The sequence below is a fragment of the Desulfosarcina variabilis str. Montpellier genome (assembly GCF_048565275.1).
Classification (GTDB): domain Bacteria; phylum Desulfobacterota; class Desulfobacteria; order Desulfobacterales; family Desulfosarcinaceae; genus Desulfosarcina; species Desulfosarcina variabilis.
This window is the reverse complement of record NZ_CP159846.1, coordinates 2,689,948-2,706,266: the sequence shown is the minus strand read 5'-3', so window position 1 is coordinate 2,706,266 and position 16,319 is coordinate 2,689,948. Positions and strand designations below refer to the sequence as shown.

Below are 16,319 nucleotides of genomic sequence, written 5' to 3'. Positions count from 1 at the left end.
GCCAATTTTGACCAAGCCGTTTATTTTATGATTCGTATCACTCGATAAGCATTTCTCGAAGTTGAATAATATAGGTTGTAAGAATCACTTGCCCATGACAGCGGCCAACATGCCCCTTAAAAATAGGGAATCAATCGTTGATCCGCCCCATCATCCGTTTAAGTCGCCCTTCAAAAGCGGTCAACGCATCAGCCAGTTGGCGGGCCAGGTCCGTGGCCTGCCCGAATTCTCCCTTACCTGCGATTTGCTCCAATCGCAAGGCCATGTCAGCTGCCGAATCGATCTGAAAATTGCGCGCCATGCCCTTTATGGCGTGGGCCGTTCGCCCCAAAAGCTCGCCATCCTTGGCATCAATGGCCTGCTGGATGGTTTCCAGCATGGGGGGATAATCAGAGATAAACATCTCGGCAATGTCCTTGAAAAAAGATGGATCATTGTTGAACGCGCCGAGTAGTTCCGCCAGTGTGCGGTCATCATCGGCAGGTGTCGATGTATGCTTGGTCGCCTCAACCGCGGACGATGAAGCAGTCGATGGCAGTACCCGACGGATGGTTTCCAAGAGCGTCGCCGCTGAAATGGGTTTGGGCACATAGTCATTCATGCCCGACTCCAGACACCGCTCCCGATCGCCCCGCATGGCATGCGCCGTCATGGCGATGATGGGCACATGGCGGCCGGTCTGTTTTTCCATTTCACGAATCCGCATGGTAGCGGTGAGGCCATCGATGTCAGGCATCTGAACATCCATCAATACCAAATCAAATGTCTGGCGGGAAAGGATGTCCAGGGCCTGCCGGCCGTTACCGACGATGGTTGCGCGGCAATGCCAGCTGTCCAGCAGCCGCCGGATGTATTTTTGGTTGAAGGGTGTGTCTTCAGCAACCAGGATATCAAGCTGAGGGATGGTAACGTCCTGGCCGGCCTTTTTGTGATTCCGCCGTTGATCAGTCAGAATATGCTTTTCTGAAAGGGCCTGGACGATCGCATCCAGAAGATCTGACGGGCGGACGGGTTTGGTTAGCATGGCACTCACACCGGCCAAATAAAACCGGTCCATCTCCTTGGTGGTCGTTGTGGTGAGCATGGTAATAATGCGCATGGCCGCTCCGGTTTCCTGCAGTAATTGCTGAACCAGCGTTAGCGTCCCGGGATCAGGAAGTTGCGAGTCAATCAATGCCAGCTTAAAATCAACGCCACGTTTTCTCATCTTTCGCATCAGCGCAGCACCTGCGGTGGCAGACAGCGCCGATTTCGGAACCATCTTCCAGCTGGAGAGCATTTCGCACAGAATATTGGCATTGGTTTCATTGTCGTCGACAACAAGAATGTTCAACCCCTCCAGATGCAGTTCACGCGGCAGGACGGTGCCATCCGTGGCATCGGGATCCACATCAAAGGCAACCGTAAAATGAAAGACACTGCCTTTGCCCAATTCGCTGCGAACCCCAATGCGCCCCCCCATCAAATTCACCAACTGGGCGGAAACAGCCAGCCCGAGCCCCGTCCCACCGTATTTGCGGTTGGTACTTCCGTCGGCCTGTCTGAAGGCTTCAAAAATCAATGCTTGCTTTCCGGCAGGAATACCCACGCCGGTATCCCTGACCGCAACATGGAGCAGTAGCTGATTCGCCTGGCGCGATTTAATGCGGGCAAAAACGACAATTTCTCCAGAATCGGTGAATTTCACCGCATTGCCGATCAGATTCAGAAGAATCTGACGAAACCGGTGCGGATCGCCAATCAACCGGTCCGGCACATCCGGCGCCACCCGGTAGGCCAGCTCTATTTTTTTCTCATGCGCCTTGATGGCCAGGATTTTTAACGCCTCCCCAAGAAAATCCCTGAGGTTAAACGCCGAGCGTTCAAGTTCCAGTTTACCGGCTTCGATTTTGGAAAAATCCAGCACATCATTGATAACCGACAACAAGGCATAGGCGGCGGATTGAACCACCTTGAGATCCTCACGCTGGTCACGAGTCATGGATGAATCCAGCAAGAGTTCCGCCATTCCGATAATCGCGTTGAGGGGTGTCCGAATCTCGTGGCTCATGTTGGCGAGGAATTCACTTTTAGAACGGCTGGCCGCCTCGGCAGCAACCTTCTCCTGTTTCAGGGCATCCGCCTGCCGTCGGCGGCTCACGTCTTTTAAAAGGCCGCGATAACCGGTCATCTTGCCCCGGCGGTCGGTAATGAGAGAAACAGATGTCTTTACCAGGCATGGGGTACCATCTTTGCGCACAATAACGAACCCCAGGTCTTTGATCGGACGCCCCGTTTGCCGGACGGTATCAAACGCCTGGATCACCGTTTTTGTTTCCGCAGGTGTCAGAAGCAGGCGATAATCCAACCGTTGAAGGGCGAGAGCATCATATCCGGTGATCCTGCGAAAGGAATTGTTGAATATCATGAAGCGTCCATCACGATCGATCTCGTAATAGCCATCTTCGATATTTTCAATAATGATGCGGTATTTTTCCTCGCTGTCGGACAGGGCCTTACATGCACGCTGGCGTCGGCACATCGTTCCTATGGCCAGAGCACCCCAAAAAACGAAAAAGCAAAGCGCCAATACCCGGCTGAGTATCTCGTCGATACCCGGATGGAAGAAATGATCAAGATAGGTCCCGTCTTGCGTGGTCAATTGGCAAAACAGTGACGCCATCGCCCAGTAGATAAATCCAACGCCCACCCCCAGCAAAAAAAGGTTTTTGATTGGTTTCCCCGAACGCTTTTCTCTCTTTGGGTCACGCCCTTGATTGTCCGGGCCCCTTGACCGTGGGGCTGGATAATAATCTACCATGGTGCGTTTCCTACCCTTAGAGCCTGATCCAGACTTCTCAAACAGGCGCTAAAGGTTTCAGCCCTTAATTGGTCCCCATCCATCGATAACCCGCGGGTCTTTTTTTGGAAAAACATCCGCCTGGGGTTAATCGTCGGTAAGGATTTGTTTGATCTTCTGGGAAAGTTGGTTCAGCGTGTATGGTTTTTGAATGAAGCCGTCGCAGCCTTTTCCCAAAATGGATTCGGCAAGGCCTTCGATACTGTAACCGGAAGAAAGAATGACCCGCATCTTCGGCCGCACCGACTTGACATAATCAAAAACAGTTTCCCCATCCACTTCAGGCATGATCAAATCCAGGATTAACAACTCAATTTGATCCTTGTATTGATCAAACACCCCCATGGCTTCCCTTCCGCCCTTAGCGAGCAAAACATCATACCCAAGCTCGGTAAGCATCGCCTTGTCGGCCTTGAGGATGTATTCTTCATCGTCAACCACCAGGATGGTTCCCGTTCCTTTCTCAGGCATTCGGGTTGACTGATCCACCGGCACCGCGGCTGATGTTTCAGCCATCGGCTGGGCTGCCGGCAGATACACCGAAAAGGTTGTTCCCACCCCAATGGCGCTGTCTACCGTAATGATGCCCTTGTGCTTTTCGATGATGCCAAACACCGAAGCCAGCCCCAGTCCGGTTCCCTCCCCCATGGGCCGGGTGGTGTAAAAGGGTTCGAATATCCGTTGAAGGGTCGCCTCGTCCATACCGGCACCGGTATCGGCGATATCGATTTTTAGATAACGGCCGGCGCTAAGATTGAAAGGCTTCACAAACGCTTCATCCAACGTGGCGTTGGCCGTGCTGATGCTTAGCGTCCCTCCCTTGGACATGGCGTGCCACGCATTGACATACAGGTCCATGAGAGCCAGCTCGATCTGTGCGGCATCCACCTCGGCCTCGGCCAGTTGCGGGTCCAGATGCTGAATCACATGGATTTCTTTGCGGGTTTTGGCAAACATGCTGGCCGATTTGCCGATAATTTCATTTACATCCTCACAACTTAAGGAAAAGCGGCCGCCTTTGGCAAAACTCAACAGTTGCCTGGTAAGCTTGGCACCACTATCAATACATCGCTCAATTCCCGCCAATTCATCGTATCCTGGGTCCCCCTCTTTTTTGTCCTGCATCAAAATCGAAACGTTGCCCTGGATTCCCATCAACAGATTATTAAAATTATGCGCAATTCCACCGGCAAGATTACCAATGGCATCCATTCGCCGGACATGTTGAAGTTGGTACTCCAGATCCCGCTGGTCGGTAATGTCAGTAATCAACAAAATCGTCGTATCGGGCTCTGCTTTCACCGGAAAACTGCGTATGACGATCTGGCGTCCGTTCAGTTCCAATGGTTGGGAAAGCCCGACTACCGGTGGCAGGGTTGCCGTTTCTCCCATCAGGGCGTCGATGCGATTTCTGGATGCATCATCGAACAGCTCACGGGGCTTGGCCGTCAGGAGGTTTTCCAAAGGCACACCAAACAGTTTGACCGCGGCCATGTTGGCATAAACCACGCGACCCGTATATACTTCCAAAATGGCCTCGGTCATGCTTTCTAAAATGGTTTCCAAATGTCGGCTGCGGTTGATCAATTCCTTGGTCATGCGCCGCGCATATACCGGCAAGCCGTCTACGGAGGAAATACCGAGAATTTTATCAGCAGTGGAGGTCTTTGACGGATCACTGGCATCTTTGACGGCCGCCAACACATGGTTGCCCATCTGCCCAAAAGGACCTTTGGCAATGCAGGCATTAACGCCTATTTTTCTGAAATCCAGCCCCATCTCCGCCACAGCAGCAGAAATGATGACCAGATAACAGTTTTTCATATGCTCCATGGTCCTGATAATCTGGCATAACTTATCACCGCCAATTTTAGGAATAATCAGATCCACGAAAACAATATCCGGCTGATAAGCGGTCAGCAGGCTCAGTGCGGCCAACCCGTCTTCACATGTTTTCACCTCATGTCCCTGCCCTTCCAACAGATTGGACAAGAATTTCAGGATCATGCGGTTGTCGTCGACCACCAGTATTTTTTTATTCATCGGATTGCTATCCTTAGTGTGCACCGCCGCACGCACCAGGCACAAATACGACGGGAGAAATGGGTATGGCAACTGCAGGTGATGACCGCAGGCTCAAACGGATTAATTGAAATTACACTTTCAAGTCAATAAATTATGCATTGCGTGGTAGAGACGGTCAAGCAAATTGTGAGCATCCTGCCGCCAAAGCCGGACCCGGATTTTAATTGACACGTTTCCGCCTTCCTTTTACATTCTAGTACAAATCAACAACAATTTCTTAATCTGTTCTTTCGGTCCAGCGCATGTCGGCAAATGGACGATCCACCCGCAATATATGATAACTTGCCAACATTCCAATTATTTAAAGAGAAATGATGCCTATGCGATACGATGATGAGTCCAAGCAGTATCTGCGAATTGCCCTAGAATCGATGGGCAAATATGGTCTGACCACCACCCCGGTCAATTACAGCGTCTGGTATGAATACGCATCAGGGAAAAACAACGCGCTCAATGCCGCCATTTACAAACACCTGGAAGAAAAGCAATCCTTTTCGGAATCGCTATGCCAAGCGCTTTATGACCAGTTCATCGTCGGCGGCAAGGAGAAAGTAACCACCCTGGTTCGGGAAGAGCTTAAAAAAGTATTCACTGAAATCATCGGTGCCATTCAGACGACCCGGCAAAATTTTTCCCAATCGGAAAATAATCTGGGGAGCATTGGTGAGGCGATCGTTCCCAATCTCTCGGAAACGGATGTGGAAAAGATCGTGGAGCAGATCAAATCGGAAATCAAGCGTCTGGAATTAACCAGCAGTTCCTTTAAAAAACAACTTCAGCAGGCCACCCATGAGATCGACCAATTAAAGAACAAAATGCAGCAGTACCGCAATGAAGCATTGCTGGATCCGTTAACCCGCATCACCAATCGTCGCGGCTTTGAGAAAAGTCTGCAGCAGGCCATCAACAACGCCAATCAAACGGCAACCGATTTGTGTTTGATCATGGCCGATATCGATCATTTTAAACAAATCAACGACACCCACGGCCACCTGGTGGGTGACAATGTGCTGCGCATGATCGCCTCGACCATAAAATCATCCATCAAAGGCAAGGACCATGCGGCTCGCATCGGTGGTGAAGAATTTGCCATTATCCTGCCCCAAACGCCCTTTAACGGGGCGATGAGATTGGCCGATAACTTGCGCCAGACATTTGAAAGCCTGGACCTGAAAAAGAAAAACACCGGAGAAAGTTTGGGCCGTATCACTCTCTCCTTTGGTGTTGCCATATACCGGCAAAAGGAAGCTGCTGATGATTTTGTCCATCGCGCGGATGAAGCCTTGTATCAATCCAAGGAAACGGGACGCAATAAAGTCACCGGACACGAATCATAAAGGAAGATCTGTTAGATGCGCACACAACTGCTTGATCACCTGGCTGGTGAAATCGAGAAATTGAAACAAGAGGGCCTTTACAAGGATGAACGCGTGATCACATCCGCCCAACAGGCCGCCATCACCGTGAAAGACGGTAAAACCGTCCTGAATTTTTGCGCCAACAACTATCTTGGGCTATCCAACCATCCCCAGCTGATCAAAAAAGCCCAGGCTGCCCTGGCCACCCATGGGTTCGGCATGAGTTCGGTTCGGTTTATCTGCGGCACCCAGGACATCCATAAAATTCTGGAAGAGCGTATCAGCCGTTTTTTGGGAACTGAAGACACGATATTGTATAGTTCCTGCTTTGACGCCAACGGTGGGCTGTTTGAAACCTTGCTGGATGAAAACGATGTCGTCATTAGTGACGCACTCAACCATGCCAGTATCATCGACGGCATTCGCCTGTGCAAAGCCAGACGCCTGCGTTACGCGAACAACGATATGGCCGATCTGGAAAAACAACTTAACGCCTCAGCCGATTGCAGATTCCGTCTTATCGCTACGGATGGCGTTTTTTCCATGGACGGAATCATTGCCAACCTCAAGGGCATCTGTGACCTGGCGGAAAAATACCATGCCATGGTGATGGTGGACGACTCCCATGCCGTGGGATTTATCGGCGATCATGGTCGGGGCACCCCTGAATTTTGCGGTGTCTCCGATCGGGTGGATATTCTCACCGGCACCCTGGGCAAGGCCCTGGGCGGTGCCTCTGGCGGATACACCTCGGGGCGCAAAGAGATTATCGCCTGGCTGCGGCAACGCTCCCGCCCCTACCTGTTTTCCAATTCCCTGGCACCAGTGATTGTGGCCACATCCATCGCTGTTCTGGAGATGCTGGATGAAAGTCCGGCCTTATTGGACCAGCTAAGGGAGAACAGCCGCTATTTCCGGAAGGCCATGCAGGCGGCGGGCTTTACACTGGTACCCGGAGACCATCCCATCATACCGGTCATGCTTGGAGACGCCGTATTAGCCCAGAAAATGGCCGCACAAATGCTTTCGGAAGGGGTTTATGTGGTGGGGTTCAGTTTTCCGGTGGTGCCCAAGGGCCAGGCACGCATCCGCACACAGATGTCCGCCGCCCACACCCGGGATCATCTGGATCAGGCCATTGATGCATTTATCAAGGTCGGGAAAGCGCTGAAAGTTATATAGGTTATCCGATGAAAGCCATTGTCAAACTCAAGCCTGAACCGGGCCTTTGGATGGACGAGGTTCCGTTTCCCAGCGTTGGTCACAACGATGTGTTGATCAAGGTCAAGAAAACCGCGATCTGCGGCACCGACATCCATATTTTCAACTGGGATGAATGGAGCCGTAAAACCATCCCCATCCCCATGGCCATTGGCCATGAATTCGTCGGTATCATCACCGAAATCGGTAGTGACGTTCGGGGTCTCAAGGAAGGTCAGCGGGTTTCGGCCGAAGGTCACATCACCTGTGGTCACTGCCGGAATTGCCGGGCCGGGAAACGCCACTTGTGCCGCAACACGATCGGCGTGGGAGTCAATCGTCCGGGATGCTTTGCCGAATATATCAGCGTTCCGGCCACCAATGTATTCCCGGTACCCGACCTGATCAGCGATGAGATCGCCTCGATTTTGGATCCTTTTGGCAATGCCGCGCACACGGCGTTATCCTTTGATCTGGTGGGAGAAGATGTGCTGATCACCGGGGCCGGCCCGATCGGTATTTTGGCCGTGGCCATCGCCCGCCATGTGGGTGCTCGCTACGTGGTCATCACCGACGTCAATGACTACCGGCTGAAGCTTGCCGCCCGCATGGGGGTCACCGAAGCCATCAATGTTACCCGGACCTCCATCAGCGACACCGTTAAAAAACTGGACATGAAAGAAGGCTTCGACGTGGGGCTTGAGATGTCCGGCAACGTCCAGGCTTTTCGAGATCTGCTGGGGGCCATGAACTACGGTGGTCGGGTGGCCATCCTGGGTATTCCGACCGGCGATGTGTCCCTGGACCTGACCGAGATCATTCTCAAGGGATTGAAACTCAAGGGCATCTACGGCCGCGAAATGTTCGAAACCTGGTATAAGATGACCAGCATGCTTCAGAGCCACCTTGACATCTCGCCTGTGATCACCCATCGATTCAAGGTCGACGATTTTAAACAGGCCTTTGAGGTCATGCATTCCGGTCAGTCGGGCAAGGTCATTTTGGATTGGGAATAGTTTCACGGTCGATCCCCGTGCAAGTCCAAGACTGCATGGCGCAGGCCTTCGGCGGTTACCCGCTCCGGGCTAACCGGCCACCCTGCCAATAGCTGAACATGAGACCAAAACCGTTGCGGACACCTGGCCATGGCCTTGCCGTTCTTGTGGCTGAAAAAACTGCCCCAGAGCCCTTTTAACGCCAGGGGTATCACGGGTACGGGATTTTGTTTGACGATGCGCTCGATTCCGGGCCTGAAGACATCCACATGGCCGTCCAGGGTCAGGTGGCCTTCCGGAAAAATACAAACCACTTCGCCTTTATCCAAAGTCGATGCAATGGCTTTGAAGGCTTTTTTCAATCCAGCTGGATTGGATCGATGAGAGTCGATGGGAATGGCCCCTGCCGCCCGAAAGACAAAATTCAGTACCGGCATGTGATAAATGGACTCGAGCATCACAAACCGAACCGGCCGGCGGCAGGCACCGATGATCAGCAACGCGTCCATGTAGCTGACGTGGTTACAGACCAATACAGCGGCGCCGGTGGCCGGAATACGGTCGAGATCCTGATGACGGAAGCGGTACATGGTATGGGTAATCATCCATACCAGAAAACGTATGGCAAATTCAGGTACCAGTGAATAGATATATACCGCAACAGCGGCATTGGATAGTGCCAGAGCAAGAAAAAAAGCCGGAATGGACATCCCCATAGCCCCCAGCGCGACAGCCCCCAAAACAGCCGCAATGACCATGAACAGGGCGTTGATAATATTGTTGGCGGCGATAACCCGGGCCCGCTCATGCGTGCGGGTGCGCATCTGAACCATGGCGTACAAAGGGACAATGTATACCCCCCCGCACACACCGATCATCACGAAATCCAGCATCAGCCGCAGGCTGCCCGATGCTTTCAAGAATGCCGCCACTGACATCAGGCCATGGACATCAGGCAACCGGCAGCTCCAAAACAGATCAAACCCGAATATGCTCAATCCAATGGAGCCCAACGGGACCAGTCCCAATTCAACCTTTTTATGGGACAGCCGCTCGCACAGCAGTGATCCCCCTCCGACGCCAATGGAGAAAAGGGTCAACAGCAAGGTGACCACCCCTTCCCCGCCCCCCAGCACCTGCCGGGTGAAATTGGGCAGCTGGGTCAGGTAGGCAGCGCCCAGCAACCAAAACCAGGAAATGCCGAGTATCGATAGAAAAACCGATCGCTCCCGACGTGCAAAACCGATGGTACGCAGGGTCTCACGCAAAACATTCCACCGAATGGTCAATCCCGGCGCGGCAATGCCTGTGACCGGAATCCCCCGGCTGGCGATCCAGCCGCCGATGGCAACCGCGACCAGAACGCCGCCTGTGATCATCGGTCCCTCTTGCATTTGAACCAGCAGGCCGCCGCACAAGGTCCCCAGTAAAATGGCCAGAAAGGTTCCCATCTCCACTAGGGCATTGCCGCCAACGATTTCGGTCTCTTTCAAATGCTCGGGCATGATGCTGTATTTGACCGGGCCAAAAAATGCGCTCTGGGTGCCCATGAGAAACAAAAGGGCCAGCAAGAAAAAAAGGCTGTCCATCCAGAGAGCAATTGCAGCACCGGTCATAATCAGGATTTCCATGAACTTGATCGTGCGGGTGAGAAACGATTTCTCCATTTTATCGGCCATTTGGCCGGCCATGGCGGAAAAGAGAAAAAAGGGCAGGATAAATAATCCGGCCGCCAGATTAACAACCATATCAGGGGCCATTGATAGCTGTTGGCTGGTCTGAAACGCAATGATCAGCATCAGGGCATTTTTAAACACGTTGTCGTTGAACGCGCCCAAAAACTGCGTCCAGAAAAACGGTGCAAACCGGCTCGTGGAGAACAGCCGCAATATCCCTTGCGGATTGGCATTTGGCTGGGCGGGCGATGTGTCGTGGGATACTGTGATACTTGGTTGGGCAAAGTGGTTTTCAAAAGCCAGGTCTTGCTTCGACATCTTGTAATCCTTTCGGGAAAGCTTTTTCAAGCACCTTGTGACGCACTTTTTTGACGTCTGATCCGTCAGTCAACAATTGGGTTTACCGCGGTTTGTCCTGGGCAATACCTTAACAAAACCCGTGCCGATGTGTGTTCATTTAGATTATCATCCGAAATCAATAGCGATTTATCATTTTTCAATGATCTTATGCCGTTTGACCCTGGTGATGCGTTGATCATTTTTTGACTATGTGCTATTCATAATTTGTACACTTACAAATCGACAACTGAAAATGATGCAAACCATTGCTTTGCCGTCGGTCTGGGAAACCCAGCCGCGCTTCAAACCGATCGTGCCAAAAGCTGAGACGTGTTTCATGAATCATTTATCATCATCCGAACGCTGCTTCTTTCAACTGGTCCATGAGGCCGTTTATGCCAATCCCTTCAGTGACCTTCGAAGGCAAAAGGACAACGAGATTGCCGGTCTTTTTCCAGGAACCAGCGGCGACGGTGAATTCGAAACCACGCTGGCCCGGGTGCACCAGCATATCGACAGACTTGAACGCCAGGGGCGGGCGTCGATCAATCAATACGATCCAAACGACCAGGAACTATTGACCAGTTCCTTTCTCTTCGATCTGTTTCATCGCTATACGGATCACTTTGACAGGCTCATTCTCGACCAATTACAGGCGGGGGAACAATCCTTGCCGGCGCCGTTTGTCAGTAAAGCCATTGATGAGCTGTGCGGCTGGGGGTTTGACCGGCCCATGGCCAGGCGTTATGTGGCCATGTGCTATCAGCTCCGGCGGGCGTTTTTTTTTATCGACAAGAATCTCAAAGGACGTAGCGACAGCATGCGCCGTCTACGGGAAGACCTGTGGAACAATGTTTTTACTCACAACATGGGCTTGTATCACCGCTTTTTGTGGAGCCGGATGGAAGATTTTTCAACCATGCTGCTCGGGGAAACCGGTAGCGGCAAGGGCACGGCGGCCATGGCCATTGGCCGCTCGGGGTTCATCCCTGTTGATGAAAAAAAGGGCTGTTTTACGGAAAGCTTCACCCGCTGCTTTATTGCCCTCAACCTTTCTCAATTTCCGGAGACACTGATTGAATCGGAATTGTTCGGCCATCGCAAGGGCGCCTTCACCGGCGCGGTTGACGATTATGAAGGCCTATTCGACCGCTGCAGTCCCCATGGTGCGATTTTCTTGGATGAAATCGGTGAGGTTGGCGAACCCATTCAGATCAAGCTGCTGCAAGTCATTCAGGACCGTTTCTTCAAACGCGTGGGTGATCATCGCCCGCGCCCGTTCAGGGGGCGGGTCATCGCCGCAACCAACCGGCCCGCCGAGCAATTGATCGGCGGGCAAACATTGCGAGAGGATTTTTATTACCGGTTGTGTTCCGATATCATTATCGTTCCCCCCCTGAGGCAACGCCTTGGGGAAGATGCGGCTGAATTGGAAGATCTGATAGCGGTTGTGATCGAGCGAATTGTGGGCGAACCATCCAGCGAACTGGTGGCGCTGGTCAACAAACAGATTTCTCGAACGCCCGGCAGCGATTATCCATGGCCGGGAAATGTACGCGAGCTTGAGCAGTGTGTGCGGCGAATTCTGCTCAAACAATCGTATTCACCGCTGGCCACGCAACCCGCAAAGGATCTGCTGTCCACACTTAAAAACGGTCTGGAAAGTCAAACACTTGATCTAAAGACGCTGGTGGCGGGATATTGCTATTGCCTGTATCAATCCCACGGCACCATTGAAGCGGTGGCTCGCATGGCCGGTTTGGATCGGCGGACTGCGAAGAAACACATTGACACCGGCAGACAATTATTTAGTGCCCATCCAGAAATGGCCAATTTGCCCGATATCGGCGTTGCGCGAAAAATTTAATCCTCGGAATATCATCCATATGCCTGTGGTTAAATTTTTCGTGCGCCTTGATCTCAGCCAAATTTTCCTATTTCTGGATGGACACTATTTAGTCAAAATTCTCGATAAACACCCGTGATCCACCAAAACGGTCGTCAATCAGGGCGGTCACATCTTTGATCATGGCCCGTTGGCCGCACAGGTAAAAATCATAGGCATCCGGTTTCAGCATCGTTTCCAGGTAGGCCGTGACCCGCCCAGCAAAGGCCCTTTTCAGGCGGCCGCTTGCATCGAAAGCTCTGCTGACACAGGCAACATAGGTATTCAGGCAAGGCTCCAGCAAATGCCGGCAAATCAACTGGTCCGGGTTGGGCACACCATGAAGTAAAAGCGCGCTGTTCACACCGCTGCGGCAGAACGCCACGAACGGGGCCACCCCTGTGCCCGTGGCCACAAACACCGGTTGGTGGGCCGCGCTTTGGAATATGAAGTGGCCGTGGGGGCCGGAGAATTGAAACCGGTCTCCTGCCCTTGCCTTGACGATGGTATTGGAAAATCGCCCGCCTTTGATCAGGGCCATACAAAAAACAATGGTGTCGTCATCCGGATGGGAGACAAGGGTGTAGTCCCGCTGATAACCGTCCATGATAAAGCGCACAAACTGGCCGGGGAGAAATGAAAATCCGGCCGGTCGCTGCATGCTCACCTCGAGGATGTTGGGTGCAATCGCATGGGTGGCGACCAAGGCGCTGGCCAGACGGTCTCGATCAATTATCCGTTCCACAGCACGTCCTCTTGCCCGTGCAGATGGTTGCAGTAGCGCGCCATGACAAACAGATAATCGGAAAGCCGGTTGAGAAAAACCAGAATATGCTGCATGGTTTCCGTGGGGCCTACTGAACCGTCTTCCGCTTCAACCAGCGCAATCACACGGCGCTCCGTTCGCCGGCACACACATCGCGCCATATGGGCCAGACACGCGGACAGGTGCCCACCGGGTAAAACAAACTGTTTGAGTTCCGGCAGTGATTCATTCATCCGGTCAATGGCCGATTCCAACTGCTTTGCCGGCGCTTCCGTAAAGGGTTGCAGAAATCGGGTGGAAGCCGATCCGGGAGTGGTTGCCAACCATGCCCCAACAGACAGCAGACGGCCCTGAATAGCCTGGATTTCCTCTTTTTGCGCCTGATGATCATCATTCATGGCCGCCGCCACCGATCCCATCACGGAATTAAGCTCGTCCAGATCACCATAGGCCGCGATACGCGGGATGCTTTTGAGCACCCGTTCCCCACTGAACAGGCTGGTCTTGCCCCGGTCCCCGGTACCGGTGTAAATTTTCATGCACGTCTCCTTTTATTGTGATCCTTTTTTCTCACCATTCGGCTGGCAGCAAAAAACCAAACCAGGCTGAGCGCCTGCAGCCCGAGCATCATCCCGAACCCCGCGCGATAGCCCACCAGGGCACATCGGCCGTCGGCAGCCACAGGCCAGAGCTCGATAATGGCGCCCATGGCCCACTGCCCCGCAAAGGCCGCCACAAATACCAGCAAATTGACAGCCGTGTTGACCCGGCCGGCCAGCCGAACAGGAAACTGCTGGGAAAGGGCGGCGTAGGACAAAATGCCTGATGTCCCCAAAAAACCGAAAATCATCCACAATGGCCGTGCCTGAATTTCCGGCAAAACCAATATCAGCAGCAAAATCATCATGAAAAGGCCCATGCCGGTTACCGCGGTGGTCAACACACTGACCCCCGACCGACTCAGGCGATCGGCCAGACTCCCCAGCAAAATGAACCCGGCGATCATCGCCACGGCAACCCATAACAGGACACCGGCCACACCGGTCCGATCCAATCCGGCCACGTCTTTAAGCCATGGCCCGGCCCACAAGCCCTGAATGGAAAGAAACGAGGCCTGGGACAAGGTGGTCAACGGCGCGACCCGCCAGAAATCCAAGCTGGTGAAAACGGTCTTCACCCCTTGCAACTGATCCTTGAAAGACTCCGTCGATTGGCTGGCCGGCTTTTCCGGAACAATGAGAAAAACAATCACGGCAACCGACACGGTGAGAACGCAAAGGGCCATAAACACGCCGCGCCAATCGGTGATCTGCAACACCGCCTCGACCGGGGCCGTTGCAGCCAGGGCCCCAAGGCCGCCGGCAGCCATCTGGAAACCGTTGACCAGCGGCCAACGCGCTTTGGCGAACCACAGGGTATAAGCCTTGAACGCGGCCATCAGGCAGGCTGACACGCCGAATCCGATGAAGGCCCGCCCCACCACCAGGCCGGTCAAACTGCTCGAACAGGCAAACAAATATGCACCCAGTCCGGCGAAAAGCAACAAAAACGCCTCCACCCGCCGGGCACCGAACCGATCCAGTAACACGCCCAATGGCAATTGGGAAGAGGCAAAGGCAATAAAGTAAGTGGAGGTCAACAGCCCCAGTGCCGAGGGACCGATATTCAGATCGCCGATTAAATCCGGCGCAATGACTGCATTGACCACCCGATACAGATAAGAGAGAAAATAGCCGGCGGCAAAGGGGAGAAATACGCGCAATGTGGTCGTGAATGACAATGGGATGCCCCTTAGACGGATTTATCAAACAGACTCTTTTAAAAAAAAGAAACGCACCCGATGGCTGACCATCGGGTGCGTCTTACATATCGGTGGCGGCGTTTTTCTTTTTTTTCGATTACTTGGTGCCGAAAATTTTATCGCCAGCATCCCCCAAACCTGGCAGGATATATCCGATATCGTTTAATTTCTCATCGATGGAGGCCACATAAACGTCAACATCCGGGTGCGCTTTTTCAAGTCGTCTGAGCCCCTCGGGGGCGGCGACCAGAAACAGACCCCGGATTTGCTGGCAACCGGATTCCTTGAGCAGGTCGATGGTGGCCACCAATGTACCGCCTGTGGCCAGCATGGGATCCAGGATCAAAGCAATCCGCTCTTGCATGTTGCCGGTCATTTTCACATAATAACGCACGGGTTCCAGGGTTTCCTCATTTCGATAAAGCCCCACAACGCTTACCTTGGCGGATGGAATCAGGTTGAGCACGCCATCCATCATGCCCAGGCCGGCGCGAAGGATTGGCACGACGGTAATCTTCTTCCCTTTGATATGCTCAACCGCCACATCACCGGCCCATCCCTTGATGGTAACGGTTTCAGTTTCCAGGTCCTTGGTGGCTTCGTAGGTCAACAATGTGGCCAATTCATTGGCCAATTCTCTAAACTGCTTGGTGGAAACATCATGTATCCGCATCAGACCGAGTTTATGCCGGATCAGCGGATGTTCGACAAGATGGACGGGCACGCAACCTCCTTCTCGTACCCGGCAAAAGGTGCCGGGCATCGTGAGCAATGTTTAAATTGGATTCACTAGGAAAGCAGTTTTCTTTGCAGCCGTGTTCAAACCTGGCAGGCGTATCCACATAGGGTATTTCAAACAGGCGCTAAAAGTCGCCCAGCGGTCTGGTAAAGGTAAACTTAAATGGGTCTGCCATCAAATAGTTGAAAGCATCGCCCGTGTTTCCCCCTAAAAGAGAAAATGGCAGCGATACGATGAACAAGGCGCTGCCAATCACCGTTGCACAAAGCCCCAAAGGTCTGGCAACCAGTGCGTCTCCAGCCATTTGTCCGGCAATCACGGCATCGTCCCGTTCAATCTCCTGAGCAAAGCAAGTCGTGCAGGGAACCATAATCAGCACGAATGTAGTGACCAGGACGACAATACGTTTAAAAGTCCCGTTCATATCCGTTTCCTCCTTGAGTTTTGGGTGGCTATGTCTCCGCACCCAATGCTTGGATACGGATAAGCATTTAAATTTTAGATCCCGTTTTAAAAGTGCCTTATCAGTCAATATCGGCATCAGCCTCGCTTTACTATAGATCCAGAATCCTATTTTTAAAATCGTGTTTCGTGTTATTAGCAGAAAATTGGAACATGGCCAACCCAGATAATGCC

General features: G+C 52.7%; 12 protein-coding genes. 4 read left to right on the top strand and 8 right to left on the bottom strand.

The features are described 5' to 3' along the window. Positions 1-130: 130 nt before the first annotated feature. Positions 131-2,800, bottom strand: a complete 2,670-nt coding sequence (locus Dvar_RS12155; protein ID WP_419661969.1) for a response regulator — start codon at positions 2,798-2,800, stop codon at positions 131-133. A 126-nt stretch (positions 2,801-2,926) separates the two neighbouring features. After that, on the bottom strand, positions 2,927-4,882 hold the full coding sequence (locus Dvar_RS12150; protein WP_419661968.1) for a response regulator: 1,956 nt from the start codon (positions 4,880-4,882) through the stop codon (positions 2,927-2,929). 362 nt (positions 4,883-5,244) lie between these two features. Here Dvar_RS12150 and Dvar_RS12145 point away from each other — a divergent pair, with 362 nt between their 5' ends. From Dvar_RS12145 to tdh, 3 genes are read left to right on the top strand one after another with little or no spacing between them, the layout of a single operon-like run. Next, complete coding sequence (locus Dvar_RS12145) at positions 5,245-6,261, top strand: diguanylate cyclase (protein WP_419661967.1); 1,017 nt, start codon at positions 5,245-5,247, stop codon at positions 6,259-6,261. Between the two features lie 15 nt (positions 6,262-6,276). Beyond that, positions 6,277-7,464 carry a glycine C-acetyltransferase gene (locus Dvar_RS12140; protein ID WP_419661966.1) on the top strand — a complete coding sequence of 396 codons (1,188 nt, stop codon included), beginning with the start codon at positions 6,277-6,279 and terminating at the stop codon, positions 7,462-7,464. An 8-nt stretch (positions 7,465-7,472) separates the two neighbouring features. Continuing rightward, on the top strand, positions 7,473-8,498 hold the full coding sequence (tdh, locus tag Dvar_RS12135; protein WP_419661965.1) for an L-threonine 3-dehydrogenase: 1,026 nt from the start codon (positions 7,473-7,475) through the stop codon (positions 8,496-8,498). Positions 8,499-8,500: 2 nt separating this feature from the next. On the opposite strand, the gene Dvar_RS12130 is transcribed toward tdh, so the two are convergent. After that, on the bottom strand, positions 8,501-10,471 hold the full coding sequence (locus Dvar_RS12130) for an MFS transporter (RefSeq protein ID WP_419661964.1): 1,971 nt from the start codon (positions 10,469-10,471) through the stop codon (positions 8,501-8,503). Positions 10,472-10,829: 358 nt separating this feature from the next. On the opposite strand from Dvar_RS12130, the gene Dvar_RS12125 reads away from it, so the two are divergent. Continuing rightward, positions 10,830-12,359: a sigma-54-dependent transcriptional regulator gene (locus Dvar_RS12125; protein ID WP_419661963.1), complete on the top strand. Its 1,530-nt coding sequence runs from the start codon at positions 10,830-10,832 to the stop codon at positions 12,357-12,359. Positions 12,360-12,447: 88 nt separating this feature from the next. Here the strand turns inward: Dvar_RS12125 and Dvar_RS12120 are convergent, their stop codons facing one another. The 5 genes from Dvar_RS12120 to Dvar_RS12100 all read right to left on the bottom strand — a co-directional run bounded on the left by Dvar_RS12120 (position 12,448) and on the right by Dvar_RS12100 (position 16,107). After that, a complete protein-coding gene (locus tag Dvar_RS12120) occupies positions 12,448-13,122 on the bottom strand; it encodes a ferredoxin--NADP reductase (protein ID WP_419661962.1) in 675 nt (224 codons plus the stop codon). After that, positions 13,110-13,682: a cob(I)yrinic acid a,c-diamide adenosyltransferase gene (locus Dvar_RS12115; RefSeq protein ID WP_419661961.1), complete on the bottom strand. Its 573-nt coding sequence runs from the start codon at positions 13,680-13,682 to the stop codon at positions 13,110-13,112. Before Dvar_RS12115 ends, Dvar_RS12120 begins: the two co-directional genes overlap by 13 nt. After that, positions 13,679-14,923 carry an MFS transporter gene (locus Dvar_RS12110; RefSeq protein ID WP_419661960.1) on the bottom strand — a complete coding sequence of 415 codons (1,245 nt, stop codon included), beginning with the start codon at positions 14,921-14,923 and terminating at the stop codon, positions 13,679-13,681. The genes Dvar_RS12115 and Dvar_RS12110 overlap by 4 nt, the downstream gene beginning before the upstream one ends. A gap of 118 nt (positions 14,924-15,041) precedes the next feature. Continuing rightward, positions 15,042-15,707: a uracil phosphoribosyltransferase gene (gene upp, locus Dvar_RS12105; RefSeq protein ID WP_419661959.1), complete on the bottom strand. Its 666-nt coding sequence runs from the start codon at positions 15,705-15,707 to the stop codon at positions 15,042-15,044. Between the two features lie 100 nt (positions 15,708-15,807). Beyond that, positions 15,808-16,107: a hypothetical protein gene (locus Dvar_RS12100; protein ID WP_419661958.1), complete on the bottom strand. Its 300-nt coding sequence runs from the start codon at positions 16,105-16,107 to the stop codon at positions 15,808-15,810. Positions 16,108-16,319: the final 212 nt, after the last annotated feature.